This is a genomic window from Nostoc sp. DSM 114159, from assembly GCF_053470285.1.
The window spans coordinates 787,641-811,275 of record NZ_JBPFEH010000001.1; the positions used below are offsets into that span (position 1 = coordinate 787,641).

The following is a 23,635-nucleotide window of genomic DNA, read 5'->3' on the forward strand; positions in this document are numbered from 1 at the left end:
GATAACTTGTTTTCAATAGACTAATTCTCAACTTCCGGCAACCAAATAATAAATGTAGTTCCCGGCGCATTTGGTGAAGTGAATTTAGAGTTGATTGCAGGGCTGAAAACCTCAATTTCGCCCTGCATTTGCTCTATTAGTTGTTTAGCGATCGCTAACCCCAAACCTGTGCCAGGGATTTCTGTTTGCGCTTGTACACCGCGATAATGCCGTTCTCCAAGATGTTCTAAATCCTGGGGTGGAATGCCGGGCCCGTTATCACTAATAACTATTCCCTGAAAATGAGCTTTTTTTTGCCCTGCTTGAATCAAAATTTTGCCACCACTGGGAGTGTATTTCAAAGCATTATCAATAATATTAGTTAACACCTCTCGTAATGCTTTGACATTAGCACGTACTAGGGATGAATTCTCTTGAATTTCAGTTATTAGTTTTAGCTTTCGCTCTTGGGCGATCGCTTTGGCTGATATTAATAATGGTTCTAATATATCTGCTAGGGAGCAGTCAACTGCTTTATCTCCCGTTCCCGGCAATAATAGCGGCGGTTTAGCGGATTTTTGAATAGTTGCTTCTACAAATACTCCATCTTCCGGTAGATGTAGTGGTGCTAAATCTGCCTCTGTCAAGTCAATTACTTGTTCAAATTGTTGCAGTAATTCTTTAAGGCGATCGCTTTCTCTGACAATACTATTTGCCACATCCCGGTTAGCATCTGCTGGTCGTAGTCGTTTCAATAACAGTTTGCCAAAAGTCCGTAACGCCGTTAATGGGTTACGAAACTGATGCAACAGGTTATCTAGCAAATCCCGCTGTTTTTCTTGAAGAATTTGTTGCTCGCGCAACTGTTGCTCAAACCATGCTCGCCGCTGATCTAAAATACAAGCGATCGCTAATGTTTGGGCTATCCGTTGAATCTGACTTTGTTCGTGTTCATTCCATAGCCGGTCTTTCCTACCTGTCACTAATAACCCCATCATCACACCCTCATAAATCAAAGGTAAAACAATTTGGTTGCCACTAAGTAGGTATTCCTCTTTGAGATCGGGTTGAGACGCATCTGGTATCTCAGACTCTCGTGACGAAGTTGGAGGTTCTGAACCTGCTGTCAATAACCTTCTTTGATGATTGGGTAATATAAATGCATTTCCAACTTGAAGTTGCTTGTATGCCGTCGCTTCAATAGTTTCCTCTCCTGGCAGCAATAATGCTGTTTCCGGGTAAATCACCACAGGAATCAGTTTGGCATCGCCAGAAGGAGTATCTACCAATTCTTGTGTTAAGTACACAATACTTAAAGTTGCTCCTAGCCCTTGGGTTAGTAGCGCTATTTGCTCTCGACACAGAGCAAGAAAATCAGAACTGGCAGACATTAACATTTTTTAGCTTTTGCTCAAGATTATAGATTTTGAGGCATGATGTAAGAGAGGATACTTAATTTTTACCTCACTCATTTCATCAAGCTTAACTAAAATCTTCAAAAGAGATGGTTTGTACTAGGAAATTATATTCTTAGGTAATTTGCTTTTCTCTATGTTTCAAAGATATTAACTTTCTTATATTAAAAGGTTAAAAACTATTGATATTCTAAACTAGAACCTATATAATGACGACGGATTTTGTAGCTATCACTACAATCTATAGCTTGAAAGAGGAGGACAGTATATTGGCAAGGAGACGCAAAAGGAAGAGTCGTCGTCGTCAGGAAGGACGGCGTATTTTGGAACACGTGCCTCAATATAGCATCGAAAGTGGCGAAGAAAAGCCTGTGACAGCAGCAAGAAGATTCATTCAAGCTGAAGGAATTTTGCCACCAGCGTTGCTACTTGTAAAGCGAAATGAACACACTACAGATCGTTATTTCTGGGCAGAAAAGGGACTGTTTGGTGCTCAATACGTAGAGGAAAATCATTTCTTGTTTCCTAGTTTGAGGGTGTTGGAACCTTCACCAGGTCAAGAACCTCTTGCTTTAGCTAGTCGGTGAACCATAGATGGTCATCTTGAGCATTGAATGTGGCTCCTGACTACTATTAACTGGCAAAATTGCTAAGTTTATGCAAAATTTAATTTTTTTTTAGTTTGTAGCTGATTTGCCAGTAAATCTAATCCAGGTAGTTGGAAAGTGAACCTGTTTCAAACCACGCTAGATTGCATGGATTGATACTACTTTGATGACGCAGAAGGGAATGGGTATAGAGCCAAGTGCCTCTAAAAAGAAGAGTGAAGTTGCGCTCTTATGCCGTAGATGGTTAAAGTTTGCTCTGTCAACGAATTTAAGTTAATGAATTTAAATTTTTTCCCCACAACCAAAGTCGTGGGGAAAACTGGCAAAGCAGCAGTCTTGATTTTCTCCTGACTACTTTCCATTGCCTGCATAGTAGGTTAGGTCAGAAGTCTGCATATCATAGTTAAGAGATGGTCGCAAAAATCAATTATTTCCCAGGCTTGAGCTGTAGAGTCCTTTGCAACTCGCCCAGTTCATCTCGATGGGCAACTACAGCAATCTTACTTGAGGAGGTTTGTTCGCTCTGAGTTGTTTCTACTTTGAGCGATACCTTCTCAAGTCTTCCAGATTTTTTCCAATAAAATAGACCACTTAAAGGCGACAGCAGTACCATCGCCAGAACAAGGGTACTCAGGCTAGGAAAAAGCAGGGATGCAACCAGAGATAGACAAACAATCCCAATCGCTGCTAGTAAAGTGAGAAATATGGCTAAGAACCAGCTGGGACGAACATTACCTTCAAAAATTACCTGATTCTGTTCTCGGTCTACCGCTGCCACTCGGTAAGACCGCGATCGAAAATACTCTTTTAATTGAGACATTAAAACAGCTTCATCTTGCTCAGATACTAGGTGGGCTATTTCTGTGCGGTCTTTAGTCGAGGCACGAATAAAGAAAAACAGCCCAACCGATAACAACAAGGTTAGCAGGAAGGTAGATGGCAAAATAGCAGTATCCATAACTAATTGTTAGTGTTTGATTGGAGGAGACTTATTCATTATCAATGATTCGTTACTTTTTCCTCCCGTTGATGTAGTTAAGCCATTGAAAAGCTAAATCCTGAGCTTGAACTTGCCATTCGGGAGAAACTTGGTACATCCGCCTGGGGCGCCCCCGTCCTTCGAGTTTCTTCCAATATCCAGTGATTGCCTTTTGGTCTTCTAGAAATTTGATTGCACTATAAAGTACGGTATCTGAAAGCCGATAGACGGGATACTCAGTTTCTAATTGCTCAATCAACTCGGTTCCGTAGGATTCACCTTGTAATAAAACAGACAGTATGTAACAAACTGCTAGTTCCTGACAAAGGTAAGTTGGCGGAGGATTCTCAAAAAATTGATATATATCCTCAAGTTTCATGGTTAGTGAATGGCTAAAAAAATGCCTTAGGGTAAAGTCTACAATCCTTGTAGACAGTATACAGTGCTACTACTACGCGAGTAATACATATAAAGCTACTTAGACGAGATTTCCAAAGGGTAAACATCAAACAATTACCCACGCCTGTGAAGTTGTGGGGCGAGTTTACGAGTTTTAGGGGCACAAAACAATGTACCCCCACTCAAGCTCGATACGGTGTGGTGAGGAGCGAACAGACAGTGAAAGACTCAGTATCTTGGTGTTAACTGATGCCGAGCTGCTTAAGCAATAAAATGCCATCGAAGAAATTTTACAGGTAAAATGCTATTTTGTCTGTAAAGCTTAATAAACACTTTGTTTTACAGTGATTTTCCCAATGCAAATTCTAAAATCTTAAGCTATGGAATATATCTGAGATCGAAGTGCTACGTCTGTAGACATACTTAAGTAGTAACCATTTATGATTTCCTCGATCGCAGAATTTCTTGTCTTATTTGACAAGTGTGATAGTAAATTTATCAAAGAAGGCGCTAAACTCCCTTCGTCCTCTCCTCCTCGCCTTCCTTATATCTTGCACCCAGCATATTAGCGATCGCTATGTCACAAACTCCCAATGCCCCATCATCTTCCTCAACTCTTAGGGCAATTGCCCAAACTTTTCGCCTTACAGGTTGGATTAGCTTCTGGATTCAGCTAGTACTAGGCGTTGTTTCTAGCATAATTGTGCTGCTGTTCGCCATCTTTAATCAAAGAACTGGCAGTCCTAGTAATAATCCTGGGACTGGCTTTGGTGTATTTTTAGCAATTTGTGGATTGGTTGTTTTGGGTGGGGGGATTTATTTAGCTTACCGTTATACGAGAATTGGCAAGCAATTGGAATCCTCCAATCCCAGCAACCGTCCTCGAAAAAGTGAGACTGTGCAAGTATTACGCTTAGGGGTGTGGGTGAATTTAGCAGGAACGCTAGTGACTCTTTTGGGGGCGCAGGCGATCGTTGGCACACTGGTAGCACGATCCATATCTCCACAAGCGATAACTACCCAATTTTTTGACCCTACCCGGATTATTAGCGGTCTAGATATGCTTGTAGTACAAGCAAACACCAACACCGTCTCAGCCCACTTTGCAGGACTGGTGGCGTCACTTTGGTTACTCAATCGCATTAACCGACCCTAATAATATGAGTGCTGAGTTTTCAAAAGTCTAAAGAAGTTAACCATAATTTTTCCGAAACAGACAAAACTGGGTGTGAAGACAACTACATAATCCTTGAAAAACATCTTACTAGTACACGTAATTATGAATTTTACCAAGCTGTAGTAGTAGGTGATGCCAAAACTAGCACAGGGATAATATGTACCTTTTTTAGAAGTCTGATACCATGAAAAATCAATTTGACACCATGAGAAATCAACCAGCACAGAAATTTAATCAAGACCTATGGAGATTTGGCGTACAGGTTTTCTTTAGTAGCATCGTGTTGGGGCTGTGCATTTTCAAGCTTGCCTCATCAGGCTCGTCACCACAGGACGACAAGAATATTGCGCTTTACTGGGGTGGTTTATCAGGTGTGCTTGCATACTGGTTACCTTCACCTGGACAAACTAGAGACGATAAGGAACCACCGAATATCACTCAAAGGACGTTTGCAGCCGTTGATAACAATAATGGTAACGATCAGAGTCTTGCTCAGGTTTCTGAAACGACAGTGACTCAAAATACGAATTCATGATTGGTTTAATGCATTATATGGTTTCTTAGCCCTGGCAATCATGCTAGGGTAAAATCTTGCTCAGAGATTGAAACTGATCTTTCTAATAAACTTTGTTTTTGCAGTTACAGCAAAGCAAAATTACTATATGCTAAATGCTTATGTGTTAACTGTATTGACAGGAAGATTTTAGGTTAAAAATTGAGAAAAATCTGTGCTGGATATCAAGCAAATACGGGAAAATCCCCAATTAGTTCAAGAAAGATTGAATAGTCGTAGTGGTAAATACGACATCGAACCGATATTACTGTTAGATCGGCAACAACGGGAACTTGAGGGGACGCGTAGTCAACTCCAAGCCCGTAGCAACGAAATTGGTAAAATTGTCGGCCAGAAGATTAAATCTGGGATCAATCCTCAAGACCCAGAAATTCAAGCTTTGCGGGATGAAGGTAACTCTCTCAAAGCGAGGTTGAGTCAACTGGAACCTCAAGAAAAAGACCTCAAAGCTGAAATTGCTCAACTTGTGTTGGCACTTCCAAACTTGCCAAGCGACTCCACACCCCTTGGAAAGAATGAGGAAGATAACGTAGAAGTGCGGCGTTGGGGTGATGAGTACATTCCCCAAAATCCGAATATTCTGCCTCACTGGGAAATTGGCGAAAAGCTGGGTATTCTCAATGTTGAACGAGCTGTAAAAGTTGCCCAAAGTCGCTTTGTGACATTAATAGGCGCTGGTGCAGCATTGGAGAGGGCATTAATTCAATTTATGCTGAGTCTCCATACTCAAGCTGGGTATGTGGAAGTCAGTCCACCGCTGTTAGTTAATACTGAGTCTTTGACGGCGACCGGTCAATTACCCAAATTTGCGGAAGAAAGCTTTAAATGCGCTGATGATGACTTGTGGCTGATTCCGACAGCGGAAGTTCCAGTTACAAATCTTTATCGGGGTGAAATTCTCGCTGCTGAAGATTTGCCTATTTACCACTGTGCCTTTACTCCCTGTTTTCGCCGCGAAGCTGGTAGTTATGGGCGCGATATGCGGGGATTAATTCGCCTGCATCAATTTAACAAGGTGGAAATGGTGAAGTTTGTCGAACCTAGTACGTCTTTTGATGAACTGGAGAAATTGGTAGGGAATGCAGAAGCAATTTTACAGGCGTTGCGGTTGCCTTACCGAGTCGTAAATTTAAGTACTGGAGATTTGGGATTTGCCGCTACCAAAACTTATGATTTAGAGGTTTGGTTGCCCTCTTCTGGCAAATACCGCGAAATTTCTAGCTGTTCCAATACGATAGATTTCCAGGCGCGACGGGCTGATATTCGCTTCAAAGAGGCGGGGAAGAAAGGTACTCAGTTTGTACACACTCTGAATGGTTCGGGTTTGGCGGTGGGAAGGACGATGGCAGCAATTTTGGAGAATTATCAACAACCCGATGGGACGGTGAGGATACCAGAAGTGTTGCAACCTTACTTCGGACGTGAAGTTTTATAATTTGTCATTAGTCATTTGTCTTTTACTAATGACTTATGCCCCATACCCCATGCCCAATACTTCGGCTCCCTTCGACTCCGCTCAGGGCAAGTCGCTCAGTACAAGTGCCCAACGCCCAATGCCCAATTAGAATAGAGATAACTATAGCTTAATATCTTCACAATTTACTCTATGTCAGTTTTAGCAGCGATCGCAGTCTTGGCTGTTTTGATCTTGGTACACGAGTTGGGACATTTTGTTGCAGCACGTTCTCAAGGCATTCTCGTTAACCGTTTTTCTTTGGGTTTTGGCCCAGTTCTTTTAAAGTACCAAGGTTCGCAAACCGAATATGCTGTCCGCGCCTTTCCCTTGGGCGGCTTTGTGGGCTTTCCCGATGATGACCCCGATAGCGATGTTCCACCCAATGACCCAAATCTGCTGCGTAACCGTCCAGTTTTAGACCGAGCGATTGTCATCAGTGCTGGAGTGATCGCAAATTTAATATTTGCCTACTTGGTGTTGGCTCTGCAATTGGGTATCGTCGGCATTCCCAAAGAATTAACTTATCAAGCTGGTGTAATTGTCCAGCCTGTTAATCAAGAATCTGTTGCCTACCAAGCAGGAATTCGGGAAGGAGATATTATTCTGGCTGTTAACGGTCGAGAACTCCCGGCTTCTGACAAATCAACTCCTTTGCTGACCAAAGAAATTCAAACTCACCCCAATCAGCAAATCGAACTGAAAATTCTGCGGGAAAAACAACAACAAACCCTGAAATTAACGCCGAAACTGGGAGCCGATGGCAAAGGCGTAGTTGGTGTGGCACTCAGTCCGAATGCTACAGCAATTTATCGCCGTCCTAATAGTCCTTTTGAAATTTTTGGTCTTGCTGCTAACAGGTTTCAGCAATTATTTGTTGGGACACTCAGCGGTTTTGGTCAGTTGATTACCAACTTTCAACAAACTGCTGGACAAGTTTCTGGCCCAGTTAATATTGTCAAAATCGGGGCAAAATTAGCTGATGATAATAGCGCAAATCTGTTGTCTTTTGCGGCAATTATCAGCATTAACTTGGCTATTATCAATATTTTGCCTTTACCAGCTTTGGATGGCGGACAACTCGCTTTTCTGGTGATTGAAGGTTTACGCGGTAAGCCAGTACCCGCCCGAATTCAAGAAAGTGTAATGCAAACCGGTTTGGTGTTACTCTTAGGCTTAGGAATTTTTCTGATCGTCAAAGAAACCACCCAATTAACTAGCCAATTGGAATGGGTACAAAAATTGTTCCAGTGAGCATTACCCGCAAATCTTTATCTAAAAAGCAACGAGCGATAGAAATTTTAGCTCGGCTGAAGCGTCTTTATCCAGATGCTACTTGCTCTTTAAATTACTCAACGCCAGTACAACTGTTGGTGGCAACGATTCTCTCTGCTCAGTGTACTGATGAGCGGGTGAATAAAGTGACACCAGCATTATTTACTCGGTTTCCTGATGCAGCGAGTTTAGCGATCGCTGACTTAGTAGAATTAGAAAGTTTGGTGCGTTCAACAGGGTTTTATCGCAATAAAGCCAAGAACATTCAAGCCGCCTGTCGGATGATTGTCACTGAGTTTAACTCTGTTGTCCCCAACCAAATGGAGCAATTATTAAAGCTTCCAGGTGTGGCGCGCAAGACAGCAAATGTAGTCCTAGCTCATGGTTATGGCATTAATGCTGGCGTGACAGTAGATACTCACGTCAAGCGCCTGTGCGAACGCTTGGGTTTAACTGAACATACAGACCCCGTTCGGATTGAGCAAGATTTAATGGATTTATTGCCTCAGTCTGATTGGGAAAATTGGTCAATTCGGCTGATTTATCACGGTCGTGCTATTTGTAAAGCCCGCTCTCCTGTCTGCGTTGCTTGTGAGCTTGCCGATTTATGTCCGGCTGCAAATAAGCCAGTGGTTGTAGGATAAGCGACACAAGTAACCCCAGAATTGATGGAGAGACTGTAGAATGGAAAACGGTGTCTTCAAATAAGTTAGAGAATATATGGCAAAAAAGAGCATGATTGAGCGCGAGAAAAAGCGCACCAAGTTGATCGAAAAGTATGCTGACAAGCGGGAAGCTCTCTTAGAAGAGTTCAAAAGTGCAGCATCTCCTTTGGATAAACTAGAAATCCACCGGAAGATTCAACAGCTACCCCGGAATAGTGCGCCCACCCGCCACCGCAACCGTTGCTGGTTGACTGGTCGTTCTAGAGGAGTTTACCGCGATTTTGGGTTGTCTCGGAACGTACTACGAGAATGGGCGCATGAAGGCCTTTTACCTGGAGTTGTTAAGTCTAGTTGGTAGTTAAGAGTCATTAGTCAGTAGAGACGCGATTAATCGCGTCTGTACAATGGTCATTGGTAAATAACAAAGGATTAATGACAAAGGACAAATGACAAAATATTATTGACCACAACACTTATCAATTCCCAGACTTTCTAAGAGTAGATCGCTGACGGCGTTAGCGATCGCAAACTCTCCATAGAAGCTATTGGAAAAATCATAGGACTGCATCTCTGTGACAATGGCAATTACCAGAGAACCAAGGTCATTTTCTCCTTCCATCCGTTGACGCACAAAAATCTGTGCGGCTCGTTGGGCAATATTTTGGTTTACTGCTTCGGGGATAAATTCTGTATCTAGCCACCGTTGTAAGCGTTCTCGTAACCATTCACCTTCGAGTAGGGGGTTTTCGGGCGGTGGTAGGGTGATGGGTGGAATTGGTTGAGTCATTTTTTTTAAACGCAGAGGGACGCAAAGGGAAACGCAGAGGAACGCTGAGGTTGATTTTTTAGCATCAAATTGCGTTTCTAAGAGTATTTTTTTTATATTTATTTATGGAATATGATATCGCGGCTATTGTTGAGGGTTATGCACAAGGCTATTTTCTCATGGCTGATGAGCGCGATCGCCTGAGTTGGTACGGAAGTCGCGATCGAACTTTTATTCCTTTGGATGAGAGGTTTCGTTACCCCAAGTCTTTACAGCGTGTTCTGAATCAAGAACGGTTTACTGTGGCGATTAATCGGGACTTCCAAGCTGTGGTGGCTGGCTGTGCTAATAGAGAGACAACTTGGATTTCACCAGAACTGGAAAAGATTTACTGGCTACTTTACCAGAGTGGTTATGCTTATAGTTTTGAAACTTGGCAAGGTGACGAATTAGCTGGGGGAATTTTAGGAATTGTGATTGGTGGGGCTTTTATTGGCGAGTCGATGTTTTACCGCATTCCCGAAGGCTCAAAGGTGGCGATGGTTAAGTTGGTGGAAAGATTGCGTCAGAGAAAATTTGTGTTTTTTGATGCCCAAATGATGAATCCCCATTTGAAGAGGTTTGGCGCTTACCGGGTTGAAGATGAAGAATATCAATCTTTACTTGAGCAAGCGTTGCAATGTGCTTGTAATTTAGTATAAATAATGACAACATCATTAATATTAAACAAGTAGTTCGATTGATGGTTTCCATTGTTATCAAACATGGATGGTTTCATCAGATTCTTGGGAAATGTGCCCAGCATGGTGGGTTTGTTTTTATTGCGCTATTGGGTGACTTGGGTAGCGAACTAGAAATTATCTCATATCAGAGGGTTGGAGAAGATCCAATGTTTCCTCTTTCGGACTACATTGAGGGACAACCTCCGAGTATTTTACAGAGATGCCAGGATCTATTTGGAGAATCAGTTAATGCAGTGTGGGTACGGGCTAGAATTCCAGCCATATTTGGTTCTAATATTTTGATAAGCTTGTCTATTCCAGACTACAAGTATGCACTCATAGAGCAAATGTTCATGGCTTGTGAGCTAGGGTCAAATGGAGACTGGATAGCATACCCATTCATTTGTGAAGATTACAACCTTCGTGCTGGACTGCGTTTTAATCCAGATGGTTCATCAACTGAGATTTATAAACGTATTGCCAAGGCATTTTGGGAATTATTACTTCTTGAATCTAAAAGTGTTTGTGCATTCCGCGATGGCTACCTACACTATAACGAGATGGGTGACGAGGAATGGCATAATGTGGTATTTCAGCACGATCGATTCAGCATTGAAATAATAGACTCTGTGTTATTTTAAAAGAAAAGCCGGATGTGATTGTTACTGATGTAATAATGGTGGAAATGAAGGTATTGCTATAAAAAACGTTTTAATCATTACAATAGCGATCGCGCCCATTTTGTTTGGCATTGTACAGTGCTTTATCTGCTGAAGCAATGAGTGTGTCTGGCCTGATGTTCCAAATAGGTATGCGAGAGGTAATTCCTAAACTAACGGTGATAATATTTTTGACATCAGACTGTACATGGGGAATAGCCAGAGCATGAATTGCTTGCTGAATACTTTGTGCTACTTTGAGCGCTCCCGTTAAGTCAGTATTGGGCAAGAGTACCAAAAATTCTTCTCCACCATAACGTGCCACTAAATCAGCAGGACGATGAATTGTCTGTTGCACTGTTTGCGCTATCCTCATTAAACAATCATCGCCTGCAAGATGACCATAGTAATCGTTGTAAAGTTTGAATTTATCAACGTCAAACATAATCAGTGACAGGGGTTGTTGTTCTCGTGCAAGGCGTTTCCATTCTGCTTTCAGTCGTGCATCAAAGCAACGACGGTTAGCCACTTGAGTTAAGCTATCTAAATTTGCCAGTTGTTCTAGTTTCTGATTTGCATCTTGAAGAGCTAATTCAATTTGTTTACGTCCAGTGATGTCGCGTATGGTAATAGCAAAACCATCATTTAGTTTGACTGCAACAAAGTGATACCAGCAAGAATTGCCTAATGGATAGTAAAAATCTCGTTTTAAAGCTTCCCCCGTTTCGACAAGATTAACGAATTGATTAAAGAGTTCTGGTTCTAGATAGGCTAAGAGTTTTTTTAGTACTAATTTGCCAATCATCTCTTCACATTTGCTTCCGAAGGCTCTAGCAATGACAGGATTGATCACTAAGCAACGGAAATCTTCAATGTCTCCTGTTACAGGGTTGCGGACAGCTTGCATAGCGGCAATACCATCTAGCGAACTATTCAAAATACTGGCTAGCATTGCCCTGGAATGATACAGTATCTCTTCTGTTTCCCTACGCTTAATATTTTCTTTTTCTAGAAGCCGTTGCTGGCGTTGAATGGTTAACTGATTTTCTAGACGCGCTACAACTTCTTCCATCTGAAAGGGTTTAGTGATGTAGTCTATGCCCCCTGACTCAAAGGCTGTCACTTTATCGAACACATCATCTAAAGCACTAATAAAAATAACAGGAATGGTGCGTAAAACTTCATCAGCTTTTAAAGTTCTACACACTTGATAGCCATCCATTTCTGGCATCTTAATATCTAAAAGAATGATGTCTGGTTGCTTTGCCTTTACTGTTTTCAGTGCCATCCTTCCACTTGTGACACTACGAACAGTGTAGCCGAGTTTGACTAGAGTATCACTTAATAAATGTAAATTTTTGGGACTGTCGTCTACTAGGAGAATATTACCTTTATTTTCTTTATCAGAATTAAGATTCATTGCTTCTCAGGGGTTCGGCTAAATCAACTAATTCCTCAAATTCAAATTGACGAGCAAGTTTTGTTAAAGATTGAATTAAAAAAGTTTCTGTTTTAGGAACATCTCTAATTAATTCTATGACACGATTAGTATTTGCTTCTAATGCAGCTTCATAGAATTGATTAATCCATTCTTGAGACATACAAATTAGATTTTTGGATGTTAAAGGATTTTTTTCTGTATATTCCAAATTTGAATAATTATTTTCAGCAAATATATATTTGACACCCAGATGTTTGGCTAGTGTGTCAAAAATTGTATGTTCTGCAAAAGGTTTACGGAGAAAGTCATCACATCCGGCTGAAAGGACGATCGCTTTTTCTTCTTCTAAAACACTTGCCGTTAGAGCAATTATAGCTGTAGCATTCCCCTTTGTAGTGGACTTAATATATTTTGTAGCTTCGTAACCGTCCATGACAGGCATTCGCATATCCATCCAAATCAGGTGGGGTTCCCATTCATTCCAAATAGCGATCGCTTCTTTGCCATTACTAGCTTCTTTCATCTCAAACCCTAACGGTTGTAAAAGTTTAATTAATAATTTGCGATTAATCGGTTTATCATCTACTATTAATAGTTTATATATAGGTTGTCCTGGTACAAGTTCCAATACTTTTGGATGTACTTCTAAAATATTTTTATTGGTTGGTTGACCTAACTTTGCTTGAATATAAAATTTAAAAGTTGTCCCAACTCCCAATTTACTTTCAACAGAAATATCTCCTCCCATTAACTGAATAAACTTGTGACTAATTGCTAAACCTAAACCCGTTCCTTCTTGGGATTCTTTTCCGGCTTGTGCTTGAGCAAAAGCATTAAATAGTTTGGGTAATTCTGCGGCTGCAATCCCCACTCCTGTATCACAGACTTTAAAATCAAGAGTTAAAATATCTGTGAATTCTTCACTACTATTATTTACTGTTAAACTAACTGTTCCTTTTTGAGTAAACTTAATGGCATTACCAATCAAATTAATTAATACTTGCCGGAGTTTTAACTCATCTGTGCAAATGTAACATGGGACATTATCACTACGTTGAAATATTAAATTTAAGCCTTGATTACTTGCCTGTAAATGTAGCATATCTTCTAAATCATCTAGCAAGCGATACAGGTCAAAGTCTCTAGGGTTAAGAGTAGTTTGACCCGCTTCTATTTTTGATAAATCGAGAATATTATTAATAAGTGTGAGTAAATAATCACCACTGTGATAAATGATCCCAGCATTCTCATAATGCTCGGCAGGCAAGTTTTTAGCGCGTAACATTAACTGAGAAAAACCTAGAATAGCATTGAGGGGCGATCGCAATTCGTGACTCATATTCGCAATAAATAAACTTTTAGCTTGATTTGCGACTTCAGCTTTTTCTTTAGCAATCGCTAACTCTGCTGTTCTCTCCTGTACCCGTTGTTCCAAGGTTTCCAAAGATGTTTGTAATTGAAGTGCCATATTATTAAACGATTTTGCCAGTTGACCTATTTCGTCTTTTGATTTATTTTTGGCACGAATATCTAAGTTACCTGCGGTAAACTGGGAAACTATATTGGTAAGAGAAATTATTGGCTTTGTTAGCAGTTGTCCGATGACAAAAGCAATGATTGTCACGATTCCAGCAATAAATGCAAATAGAAAAATTGCGTCACGAATTTGCTTTTCTACAGGTGCTAGGGCAACGGCAAGGGGTCGGGCAAACAACACAGACCAAGGTTTATATTGCAAACGAGCGATCGCAATTAGATTAACCCGATCGCCTGTTGCTGACAAAGATGCAATTAAATACGACTGTTTATTATCCAATGCTTGTTTAAGTTCGGACTCATTAGTTGCCAATTCTTTGACAGAAGAATTAGGCAAACGACCTTCCTGTTGCAGTTTAGTTACAACATCATCAGGTAGAGGCACAATTGATTTAAAAAGTAGTTCTGGTGCAGTACTATGTGCCAGATAAATATTATTGTCATCTAAAAGAATCGCAAAAGATTTTTCCCCAGCTCGTTCAGTTTGTCGAGTTACTAACTGCTGAACAACAGTCGCATTATACGAAACACGCAATATACCCAATATATCTCCCTTGGCATTGCGAACCGGACTGCTAAAAAAGAGGGTAATCAGATCGGGAATTGTTGGCGATCGCTTCATGCTAGAAACAAAGGAGAAACCAGTTTTTAGCGGTGTTTTAAAATAATCTTGAACTGATTCATCTTTGCCAATATTTAGTGTACGTGTATCTAATACATTTTTCCCGTTTAAGTCGAGCAAAGCATAAGAGAGAATATTGAGCATATCTTTGCGACTGAGACGGATTAATGTTTCTGTCGCCAATTGCATTTCGGGGCTGTCGTCTCGCTGTTTTGGAGTTAGGCTGAGGTAGCGTGCCAAACCTGGTAAAATCGCCTCTGTGCGCACGGCATTGAGATTTCCATCAATAAAGGCATCTATTCTGTTAGCGGTTTCGTTAGCCGCCGCAGATAGGGCCTGTCGGGCGTTGTCAGTTAGTGCTTTTTCAGTTGTCTGTTTGTTGACAAATGCCAATAACAGCAACGGAATCAAAGCAACAACGAGAAACGAGGCGATTAACTTTGTACGGATGCCGCCCAAAAAAGAGTGCTGCATAGCTTCAAACTAGGGAGGATTCAAGAAGGAAGAATTAAACAAACTTTTTAGTTCAGGAATACGCGTCAGGTTTCCAGAGCGAATAAAAAAGTCTGCATATATCTTGGCAGTTTGATAAATGGATTTAGGGTTGCTAGATTGAAAATATTTTTGATTTTCACCTAAATCAGTTAGATTTATTCCCTCTAGAGAGAGAGTATCGAGCGGAATTTTTAATGCTTTGCTGACGATAGCTTTTCCTTCTTCAACATTTGCTTTCCAGTAGGTCGAGGCTTGCAGCCATCCGCGCACAAATGCACTAATATCTTCGGGGCGATCGCGGATTGTCTCACCGCGAAAGATAATCAAATCTAAAATCAAGCCAGGGGTTTGCTTGCTAGTAAATAGAATATTTCCCCCTAATTTCATCGCTTCAGAGAGATAAGGTTGCCAAGTGTGTCCGGCTTGAATCGTATTATTTTTCAGGCGTTGAGGAATTTCTGAAGCCTCTAATTGAACTAAGCTCACATCATCACTGGTTAAATTGGCAGTTTTCAACATTTCAGTCACGAAAACTTCGCTAAAACCGCCTAGATTTGCACCCAGCTTTTTACCTTTCAAGTCAGCTACAGTTTTTATTTTTGATTTGGCAACTACCACATCTGCTCCTATTGATTCATCTATCACGATCGCGCCTTGTATATCTGGATTTATGCCACTCCAGATGATAAAATTTCCCAAAGACGATGTAATCCCATCATACTTACCCGCATTGAAGTTTGCTTGTTCCAATTGGGTATATTGTTTATGAATTAGTTCCACATCTACCCCTTGGTCTTTGAAGAATCCTTTTTCTTGAGCAATGATGCCTGGAAGCTCTCCAACAAAAGATGCAAAGACCACTTTCAATGGCGGACGTTTGACTTCAGTTGGTGCGGAAGTATTACAAGCAAGTAGTAAACAGGCGGTAACGAGGAAAATGCTAATGGATCTGAGTAGTTTAAGCATAGAATTTTTGATGTTTTTTAATTATTGTTAATCAAAGATTCCGCTAAACAAACTAATTGTTCAAATTTAAATTGCCGTGTAAATTTAGTCGGTGATTGTATTAAAGGAGTTTTGGTTGTTGGAATTGCTTCAAAGCGGCGCGATAATTTGATTCACAGATATTGTTTTGCAGCCGCCCCAACAAGGTATTATGGTTCAAATCAATGAAAAAGGCTGTAATTGCAAAGAGAGCGATCGCTCTTTTCCACTGTTATATTAGTCTTTAAATAATCCCGTACCCAATCACAACTGTATTTCAGTAGGTTGAGATGGAGAATTTGTTCTAAATCCCACAGAATCACAAGTTGGTCATCTCCGCCAGAGGCAAGGGTTTTGCCATCGGGGCTAAAGGCAACACTGCCGACATTAGAAGTATGTCCATTCAGGGTGACGAGTAAAGTACCATCAATTTTCCAGACTTTGATCGTATTGTCAAAACCTGCGGCTGCTAGCATTTGACCGTCTGGACTGAATGCTACCCTCGTTAAGCCAATACTTTTACCATCAAAGCTCCTCACCAGAGTGCCATCACGTTTCCAAAGTCGCAGACTACCATCCCCACCTGTAGAGGCAATCAATTGACTATTCGGGCTAATGGCAACCCCAAAAACTTCACTCTTATGCCCTTCTAAGGTGCGATCGGGTTTCTCTAACAGGCGTTCGCTATTTTCTGAAGTCCACAGTTTGATAGTGCCATCAGCACTAGCAGAGGCGATAAACTGCCCATCTGGACTATAAACAATGTCCCAAATTCGCCCTGTATGCGCCTGAATAATTTGTTGGAGTTGAAACTCTCCATTGGAGCCGCGTTGCCAGAGTCTCAGCTTGTAATCAAAACCCACAGTCACTAATCGATTGCCATCAGGATTGTAGCTAACACCCAAAAGACCGATACCTGGCCCTTCCAGAATGGTTCGCTGATTGCTGTCTAGTTGCCACAGTCTCACAACACCTTTAGAACCAACGATCGCTAAAGTTCGACCATCGGGGCTAAAGTCGAGACTAAGCATTCGAGAATCTTCTTCAACAATAGTTTTGGCGAGAGAACCATCGCGTCTCCAGAGTTTGACTTCTTTGCCAGCAACAGAAGCTAGCCGTTGCCCATCAGGGCTAAATGCCACCCGCCAGACCATTTCTTGATGGCCATTGAGTAACTTTATTAAGGGTGAGTTGACTCTCCAGAGTTTGATGGTGTTGTCGTGACTGGCAGAGGCGAGAGTTTCTCCATCAGGACTGAAGGCGATGGTTTGAATATTTGAGGTATGCCCCTGCAAAGTTCTTAATAAAGTACCATCTATTCGCCAGAGTTTAACGGTTTTATCAGAACCGCCGGAAGCAATAGTCTGCCCATCAGGGCTAAAGGCTACACCAAATATTTCAGCAGTATGCCCTTTAAAACTTCTCAGCAGAGTGCCTTCTCGATTCCACAGTCGCACTATCTTATCTGCACCGCCAGATACTAAAGTTTGTCCATCAGGGCTAAAAGCAACACTCCAAATAGTTGCGCTTCCAGCTGTGAATGTTTTGAGTAGCGTTCCATCCAATCGCCAAAGCTGATTCTTGCCGCCTACCATAGAAGAAGCCAAGGTTTGACCATCGGGGCTGAAGGCAATTCCCCACACACCACGCTGATGTTTAAGAGTTCTGATTAAAGTGCCATCTAGTTGCCAAAGCTTGACGCTAAAATCGCCACTGGCAGAAGCGATCGTTTGTCCATCTGGGCTAAAGGCAACTCGCCACACCGCAGATGTATGCCCTTTGAAAATGGTTGACAATTTACCATCGATCGTCCAAAGACGGATAGTGCCATCAATGCCGGCAGCGACTATCCGCCGGCTATCCGGGCTAAAGCGGACGCTTTGTATGGTTGCAGTATGTGGTAGCGTTCTCACCAGTGTTCCATCCCGCTTCCATAGCTTGACTGTGCGATCGATGCTAGATGAGACAATCCACTGACCATCAGAGCTAAAATCAACGCCCAAGACAATCCCTTGATGCCCCGACAAGTGATTGAATTCATCAGCACCGTAGACAGCTTGTTCTAATACTTTGCGGGTTTGGAGATCCAGAGCATTGGCATCTACCAAATTTTGCAGATCGAGCCGTTGAAATTCCTGTCTGGCTCGGATTGCTTGTACCAGTGCATCTAAGCGTTGATTGGAATTAAAACTACCATTAGAAGCAGCTGCGATCGCCCGTACCTCACTCAGTGATGCTTGGCGATCGGCGTAGAGTGTTGTGAACCCCAAGACAATAACTGCTAGTAGGGCCAAACTTACCCCTAATAGGAGTCGTCGCTGAAGCCGAGCGCTCTTTTGTTCGCTCGCCAATCGCGCTTCAATTTCTTTGAGCCGTTCTACTTCCATTTTTTGCTGGACTTCCCGACGTTCCAATTCTTGGCTAGCTGCTAAAAATCGATAGTCCAAATCGCTAAGACTTTTACGCTGAGTCCAGTCCAAAACCTCTTGTAAAGCATTACCCCGCAGCAGGCGTGACTCATCTTGAAAGCTCGATGCTACCCAAGCATTGAATGGCTGTGAATAAGGGCGCAGATTGTCTAACTGCTTTAACACCCATTCAGTATTGAAAATATTCCGGTAGATGGGATTTTTAATTCTGAGATAGCCGTTGTACTTCTCGACCAATCCTGATAGTAAAAGCTCCGTCTGTTCTCGGCTATCATCAGCAGCCACGGGAGATAAAAGAGGACGCAAAGACTGGGAACGCCAAGAGTCGCTAGTGTCTTCATTATTTGCGTCCTCCCATCCCCATTTTCCCTCGTCCTCTATTTCCTCGGCTTGCAATACCTGCTGATAAAGACTCAGCAACCGTCCAGTTTGTTGTTGGTTGAAAAGCAAGCGATCGCGAATCGTGCGCAGGTGTTCGGGTTCATCTTGTGATTCCCAGTGTTGGATAATCTGCGATCGCACCAATTCTTCTACCCAATAGGCCTCAGTTTTTGGGGGTAGGAAAATTTTCCGCTCTGATGTCTTTAAGGCAGTTTGAAGAATTAATTGACAGAGTTTTTGAGTGAGAAACGGTTGTCCACCTGTCCAATAGATCACCTCTTGCAGCACAACTTCTGGTCGCTCAATTGCTCCTTTTAACCCATTTAGCAATGGGCTAGCTTCATGCAATCGAAAGCCGTATAACTCAATAGCTGTCCCAATGTTAAAAGGTGTCCGACGTTTGTCTGCAATTAAATCAGATGGACTGGCGACTCCAAACAATGCAAATCCCAGGCGTTGAAACCTCGGATCGTGTGCCTGCTGATTGTAGCAATGACGAATCCAGGCAAAAAAGTCATTGACCGGAAAATTCAAACTCAGCAAACTATCAATTTCATCAATTAAAATGAAAATGCCTTTAGCTTCGCCGCCTCCTTCAGAATCGCTCTTGACATTTGGCAACAATACTTCCTCAACAAACTGGTGTAGTTTTTGTACAGGAGAAAGACCTGTTTGCATATTCCACCATTGCTTAAAGTTGACGTATTCTGCCAGATTTAACCCGTAGAATATGCTGACAATGATTCCTTTATACCATTGTGCTGATGTGGTATCCTCGCTACCCAATTGCGTCACGTCTAAGTAAACACATTTATAGCCTTCTGACTTGAGACGACGACTTATTCGCTGTAGTAGGGATGATTTACCCATTTGGCGAGAGTTGAAGACGTAGCAAAAATCGCCACCTTTTAAACTGGTATAAAGTTTTTCGTCTGCTTGACGCACAACATAAGTGGGATCGTCACTGTGGAGGCTACCGCCAACTTGGTATCTCATGTGCAAAGTGTGATTAGAAAAGGAGGAAATAAAGAAACGTGAGTTCGACAGACCTTTCCCTCCCGGCCTCCCTCTCCTAAAAGGCGAACGCGTTGCGTCTCCCCTTGGGAGAGGGAGGAGTAACGAGTAAGGAGGGTTTTTGCTCCCCTCTCCTGGTAGGAGAGGGGCTGGGGGAGAGGTCAAAATAGCACTCGTCGAACTCACGTTAAAGAAGGAGTCAAAATTCAGAATTCAGGATTTAGAATACTATATCCATGCCACACTATCCCGTTCGTGAAGTGTCTTGTAGAGTAAGACGGTGAGGAATGGGTATGCCAAATTTCTGAAAGCAATTTCGTCTTTGTCTAACCATCGCTAACCTCGACCCGGAAAACATGGCAGATTACTTGAATAAGTACCAAAAGTCTGATAGGAAAACCATACTAATGAGAATTTGGACTACTACTGCTGTGCTAGCTGCTTTTTGGCTAATATCTGGGGTCATCGGTTCTAAGCCAATCAACGCTACTTCTGTTTTGGTAGAAAATGCCATATCATCTCCGGCGCCAACGAATGCAAAACAGATTACTGTCAGTAACACCGAGTTTGGTCTGAAGAGAGTTGACTCCAAAGGAAACGTTACCATTTTCCAGACAACAAGAGTGCCACTTCAGGAAGGAAACACCTACGGATGGCGGATTAAACTCAAAAACTACCAAGGTGAAGTGAAATGGCGTGAAGTCTTGTATTTACCAAAACCTCCAGAAACTTGGGGTACAGATAATGGCGAAGATTTCTCAATATCAGCAGACGGCAAGACATCTGTAACACGACGCACACAGTCGGCTCCCGAAGGTGTAATTGAGAATTTTTGGACAATCGCCCCTGGCGATCCAGTTGGTAAGCATAGAATAGAAGTCTATATTGATAACCGTTTGATCGGTACTTTTCAGTTTGAAGTTATTCCAGTTAAGTAGATGTGAAGGGCATTGGGCATGGAGAAGAGACAAGGTAGACAAGGAAGAGGGGGGAGACTTGGGAGAGACTTGTTCAATAATTTCCCCTTGTCCCCCTTGTCTCCCTTGTCTCCTTGTCTCCCCTACTCCCCTGCTCCCCTGCCCCTCTGCCCCTTAGCCTTAAGCTGAGGAGTATCTTAGAGATAGAAGTTTGATTTTTGTTAGGTGGCGATCGTGAATACAGAGGAATTTCTGCGATTGATCGAAAAGCAACGCCTATGTCCTCAGACACTATCAAAAGGGCTGCAAGCAATGTGGTATGACAACAAAGGTGATTGGAACAAAGCTCATGAAATAGTTACAGATGCCAGCGATGCTGACAGTGCCTGGGTTCATGCTTACCTGCATCGCAAAGAAGGCGATTTGAACAATGCCCATTTCTGGTATCAACGCAGTGGTCAACCAGTATTTTCAGGAGAACTAAGCCAGGAATGGGAACAAATAACTTCTGTATTGCTAAAGAAGGTGAACGCTACGCATGAATGCTGAAGAATTAAAAAGGCGTTTTGCCGCAGGAGAAAGATATTTTCCAGCCGTTAACTTGAGTCGGGATAAGCTGATTGGAGCCGATTTGCCAGGAATTAATTTATGGGGATCTGACTTGAGTGGAGCTAACTTAGCTAAAGCTAAACTCTGGGGAGCAGATTTGAGTAGAACTAATTTAGCCAAAGCGAATTTGACCAGAGCTAATTTGAGCGGTGCCAATCTGAATGAAGCAAATCTTCGAGGAGCAAAACTCAACTATGCCAAGTTGTATGGAGCTAATCTGACTGGCGCTTACTATGATGAAAGTACGCGGTTTTCTAGAGGTTTTGACCCTATCAGTAGAAATATGCGGAAGGTGTGAAGGGGATTGGGGGCAGAGGGGCAGGGGAGTAGGGGAGCAGGGGAGCAGGGGAGCAGGGGAGACAAGGAGACAAGGGAGACAAGGGGGACAAGGGGAAATTATTGAACAAGTCTCTCCCCAGTCTCCCCCCTCTTCCTTGTCTACCTTGTCTCTTCTCCATGCCCAATGCCCAATGCCCAATGCCCAATGCCCAATCTTCTTTAAATAACTGATACATGTTGATGTGAATTATCCAACATAGACGATATCAACATTTGTTCAAAGACTTTGGAAAGAGCAGTTTGAAAACGCTGACGATGCTTGATTTTGAAAAAAGGTCGAACTATTTCTGCGTAGGCGTAGTCTGCCGTAGTCATCGCACTGTTGCCTTCTCTATTATCAATAACTCGAATTGCCCGCAGAGTTCCTAGCTGGATTTCTTTTTTTACCATCAGTTCAGAAATTCCAGTTGCGCCTACGCCATTTTCAATTGCGGCTTTTGCCATCTCACCACTGGTGAACACTAAAATTACATTCAGTTCGCTGAGGTTGATCCCCCAATTTTGCAACGCTTCTTCAAACCTTTGTTGTGTACCAGATTCTGGCACCCGCATTACCCAAGGAGTTTGAGTTAATTGGCTTAAATCAATTTCTCCCCACTCAAACCAAGGGTGTTTTTGACCGACTACAATTTGTAAGCGATCGCTTCCCACTATTTCGTACTCTAGAGTATTCTGAAGCGCTGGCTTCACGTCACCTTCCACCAAACCTAAATCAAACTGTCCCATTGCTGTACCGACACAAATCGTTTCTGCATTGGCAAGGGTACAGTCAATCTGGATACCAGGATATTGGCTTTTAAACTCACTAATCTTACTTGGTAGCCAGTAGTTACCAATGGTCAGACTCGACCCTAATTTCAATTCACCTCTTTGCAGATTGTTCAATTCTCGCAACCCCCTTTCTGTCAAGGAAACTTGATCGAGAATTTTCTGCGCTTCCACTTGCAGTAATTTACCCGCTTCAGCAATTTCGATATGGCGACCAATCCGATGGAATAGTTTCACTCCGTATTCTTGCTCTAAGTTGTGGATCGCTGCACTGACAGCAGGTTGTGTAATATAAAGCTCCTCTGCTGCGCGAGTGAAGTGTAAGTTCTGCGCCACAGCCAGAAATATTTTTAGCTGCTCAAGCGTCATTCCTGCCATTGGTCGTATCCCTAAGACTTGGTGTCAAAAATTTAATCACTTTCATTTATCATTTTGACAAATAAAAGCATTTGATTCTATCGGTTAGTTTGACTAAAGTATAAATCAAAGCTTCGGCACGGAATCAAACGGCCAAGTAGAGAGGGGGACAAGGGGACAAGGGGGACAAGGGGGACAAGGGGTAAACAAAACTTTTAACTCCCAACTCTTGTACAGACGCGATTAATCGCGTCTCTACTCCTAACTCAGCACTGGCTCAACGCCCTGCTTCCGCTAACAGAACTCTTAACGCCCCATGCCCCATGCCCAAGCATGAACATAAGGACTTCCACAAATGAACGATTTAGTAACTGCAATTACCACAGGGATTACTGCATTCACTGCCACCAACATTGATGATATTGTCATTCTGACGTTGTTTTTTTCACAAATCAGTAAAACGTTTCGCAGTCGTCACATCCTTGCTGGTCAGTATCTCGGTTTTGCAGCATTGATCGTTGCTAGTCTTCCCGGTTTCTTGGGTGGACTAATCATACCGCAGGACTGGATTAAACTACTTGGTTTTATGCCCATAATCATTGGTGTGAGCAGTTTACTAAAACGCGAAGAGGATTCACCAGAGGAAGCTGAAGAAGAAACCGAGCCGTCTTCTCCCTCTATAGTTAGGAGTTTTATTTCTCCACAAACTTGCAATGTAGCTGCGATCGCCTTTGCTAATGGCAGTGATAATATCAGCGTCTATGTGCCCTTGTTTGCCAACTCAGAATTAGATAGTCTGCTGGTGATTCTAAGTGTATTCTTTACCCTAGTGGGTGTATGGTGTTATACCGCTTACAAGTTAACTTATTTGCCTGCGATCGCTAACTTTTTAACTGAAAATGGCAATACTTTTGTACCTTGTATCTTGATTGGTTTGGGCGTGTTTATTGTCACAGAAAATGTTACCTGGACTCTTTTATCTGTAGTTTCTAGTTATATATTCTCATTGATTTTAGGTTTCAATACTCAATCGTCGAGTGAAGAACAAGAAAAATTAAGTGTCTAATCAAGA

22 protein-coding genes are annotated in these 23,635 nt (G+C 42.2%); 13 read left to right on the top strand and 9 right to left on the bottom strand.

All coding sequences use genetic code 11. From position 1 onward, the window contains the following. Positions 1-20 precede the first annotated feature (20 nt). Positions 21-1,376, bottom strand: a complete 1,356-nt coding sequence (locus ACR5KR_RS03205; RefSeq protein WP_445627802.1) for a GAF domain-containing sensor histidine kinase — start codon at positions 1,374-1,376, stop codon at positions 21-23. 287 nt (positions 1,377-1,663) lie between these two features. On the opposite strand from ACR5KR_RS03205, the gene ACR5KR_RS03210 reads away from it, so the two are divergent. Next, positions 1,664-1,981 carry a DUF3155 domain-containing protein gene (locus tag ACR5KR_RS03210; RefSeq protein WP_041566316.1) on the top strand — a complete coding sequence of 106 codons (318 nt, stop codon included), beginning with the start codon at positions 1,664-1,666 and terminating at the stop codon, positions 1,979-1,981. 448 nt (positions 1,982-2,429) lie between these two features. Here ACR5KR_RS03210 and ACR5KR_RS03215 read toward each other — a convergent pair whose 3' ends face one another. Together ACR5KR_RS03215 and ACR5KR_RS03220 are read right to left on the bottom strand one after the other, a co-directional pair. After that, positions 2,430-2,960 (bottom strand): cofactor assembly of complex C subunit B, encoded by a 531-nt coding sequence (locus tag ACR5KR_RS03215; protein ID WP_322698287.1) that lies wholly within the window; start codon positions 2,958-2,960, stop codon positions 2,430-2,432. Positions 2,961-3,012: 52 nt separating this feature from the next. Further along, the gene (locus ACR5KR_RS03220) at positions 3,013-3,360 is read right to left on the bottom strand and encodes a PadR family transcriptional regulator (protein ID WP_445627801.1); all 348 of its coding nucleotides are present in this window, start codon (positions 3,358-3,360) and stop codon (positions 3,013-3,015) included. 597 nt (positions 3,361-3,957) lie between these two features. Between ACR5KR_RS03220 and ACR5KR_RS03225 the strand changes: the two genes are divergently transcribed. From ACR5KR_RS03225 to rpsN, 6 genes are all read left to right on the top strand, one after another. Next, entirely contained in the window at positions 3,958-4,536 is a 579-nt protein-coding gene (locus tag ACR5KR_RS03225; RefSeq protein WP_445627800.1) for a DUF3611 family protein, read from the top strand. 226 nt (positions 4,537-4,762) lie between these two features. Then, positions 4,763-5,092 (top strand): hypothetical protein, encoded by a 330-nt coding sequence (locus ACR5KR_RS03230; protein WP_445627799.1) that lies wholly within the window; start codon positions 4,763-4,765, stop codon positions 5,090-5,092. Positions 5,093-5,285: 193 nt separating this feature from the next. After that, complete coding sequence (gene serS / locus ACR5KR_RS03235; RefSeq protein ID WP_448265416.1) at positions 5,286-6,566, top strand: serine--tRNA ligase; 1,281 nt, start codon at positions 5,286-5,288, stop codon at positions 6,564-6,566. Between the two features lie 171 nt (positions 6,567-6,737). Then, entirely contained in the window at positions 6,738-7,838 is a 1,101-nt protein-coding gene (rseP, locus tag ACR5KR_RS03240; RefSeq protein ID WP_448265418.1) for an RIP metalloprotease RseP, read from the top strand. Then, entirely contained in the window at positions 7,814-8,503 is a 690-nt protein-coding gene (gene nth, locus ACR5KR_RS03245; RefSeq protein ID WP_448265419.1) for an endonuclease III, read from the top strand. The genes rseP and nth overlap by 25 nt, the downstream gene beginning before the upstream one ends. Positions 8,504-8,579: 76 nt before the next feature. Then, positions 8,580-8,882: a 30S ribosomal protein S14 gene (rpsN, locus tag ACR5KR_RS03250; protein WP_335037693.1), complete on the top strand. Its 303-nt coding sequence runs from the start codon at positions 8,580-8,582 to the stop codon at positions 8,880-8,882. Between the two features lie 99 nt (positions 8,883-8,981). Here rpsN and ACR5KR_RS03255 read toward each other — a convergent pair whose 3' ends face one another. Further along, positions 8,982-9,311, bottom strand: a complete 330-nt coding sequence (locus ACR5KR_RS03255; RefSeq protein ID WP_012410384.1) for a hypothetical protein — start codon at positions 9,309-9,311, stop codon at positions 8,982-8,984. Between the two features lie 104 nt (positions 9,312-9,415). On the opposite strand from ACR5KR_RS03255, the gene aat reads away from it, so the two are divergent. Both aat and ACR5KR_RS03265 read left to right on the top strand, forming a co-directional pair. After that, positions 9,416-9,991, top strand: coding sequence for a leucyl/phenylalanyl-tRNA--protein transferase (gene aat / locus ACR5KR_RS03260; protein ID WP_448265420.1), 576 nt, complete (start codon positions 9,416-9,418; stop codon positions 9,989-9,991). Between the two features lie 41 nt (positions 9,992-10,032). Next, entirely contained in the window at positions 10,033-10,653 is a 621-nt protein-coding gene (locus tag ACR5KR_RS03265; RefSeq protein ID WP_445627794.1) for a hypothetical protein, read from the top strand. 70 nt (positions 10,654-10,723) lie between these two features. Here the strand turns inward: ACR5KR_RS03265 and ACR5KR_RS03270 are convergent, their stop codons facing one another. The 4 genes from ACR5KR_RS03270 to ACR5KR_RS03285 form a co-directional block, all read right to left on the bottom strand. Continuing rightward, on the bottom strand, positions 10,724-12,091 hold the full coding sequence (locus ACR5KR_RS03270) for a diguanylate cyclase domain-containing protein (RefSeq protein WP_445627793.1): 1,368 nt from the start codon (positions 12,089-12,091) through the stop codon (positions 10,724-10,726). After that, complete coding sequence (locus ACR5KR_RS03275; RefSeq protein WP_448265421.1) at positions 12,081-14,744, bottom strand: ATP-binding protein; 2,664 nt, start codon at positions 14,742-14,744, stop codon at positions 12,081-12,083. The genes ACR5KR_RS03270 and ACR5KR_RS03275 overlap by 11 nt, the downstream gene beginning before the upstream one ends. A gap of 9 nt (positions 14,745-14,753) precedes the next feature. After that, on the bottom strand, positions 14,754-15,731 hold the full coding sequence (locus ACR5KR_RS03280; protein WP_448265422.1) for an ABC transporter substrate-binding protein: 978 nt from the start codon (positions 15,729-15,731) through the stop codon (positions 14,754-14,756). A 200-nt stretch (positions 15,732-15,931) separates the two neighbouring features. Beyond that, positions 15,932-19,555 (bottom strand): WD40 domain-containing protein, encoded by a 3,624-nt coding sequence (locus ACR5KR_RS03285; protein WP_448265423.1) that lies wholly within the window; start codon positions 19,553-19,555, stop codon positions 15,932-15,934. A 425-nt stretch (positions 19,556-19,980) separates the two neighbouring features. Here ACR5KR_RS03285 and ACR5KR_RS03290 point away from each other — a divergent pair, with 425 nt between their 5' ends. The 3 genes from ACR5KR_RS03290 (at position 19,981) to ACR5KR_RS03300 (ending at position 21,397) form a co-directional block, all read left to right on the top strand. After that, positions 19,981-20,511 carry a hypothetical protein gene (locus tag ACR5KR_RS03290; RefSeq protein WP_334935277.1) on the top strand — a complete coding sequence of 177 codons (531 nt, stop codon included), beginning with the start codon at positions 19,981-19,983 and terminating at the stop codon, positions 20,509-20,511. Positions 20,512-20,724: 213 nt separating this feature from the next. Next, complete coding sequence (locus ACR5KR_RS03295) at positions 20,725-21,039, top strand: hypothetical protein (RefSeq protein ID WP_448265425.1); 315 nt, start codon at positions 20,725-20,727, stop codon at positions 21,037-21,039. Next, the gene (locus ACR5KR_RS03300) at positions 21,029-21,397 is read left to right on the top strand and encodes a pentapeptide repeat-containing protein (RefSeq protein ID WP_322714827.1); all 369 of its coding nucleotides are present in this window, start codon (positions 21,029-21,031) and stop codon (positions 21,395-21,397) included. The genes ACR5KR_RS03295 and ACR5KR_RS03300 overlap by 11 nt, the downstream gene beginning before the upstream one ends. A 200-nt stretch (positions 21,398-21,597) precedes the next feature. On the opposite strand, the gene ACR5KR_RS03305 is transcribed toward ACR5KR_RS03300, so the two are convergent. Next, the gene (locus tag ACR5KR_RS03305; RefSeq protein WP_448265426.1) at positions 21,598-22,584 is read right to left on the bottom strand and encodes a LysR substrate-binding domain-containing protein; all 987 of its coding nucleotides are present in this window, start codon (positions 22,582-22,584) and stop codon (positions 21,598-21,600) included. A 334-nt stretch (positions 22,585-22,918) separates the two neighbouring features. On the opposite strand from ACR5KR_RS03305, the gene ACR5KR_RS03310 reads away from it, so the two are divergent. Continuing rightward, positions 22,919-23,629: a cadmium resistance transporter gene (locus tag ACR5KR_RS03310; RefSeq protein WP_448265427.1), complete on the top strand. Its 711-nt coding sequence runs from the start codon at positions 22,919-22,921 to the stop codon at positions 23,627-23,629. The last annotated feature ends 6 nt before the right edge of the window (positions 23,630-23,635 follow it).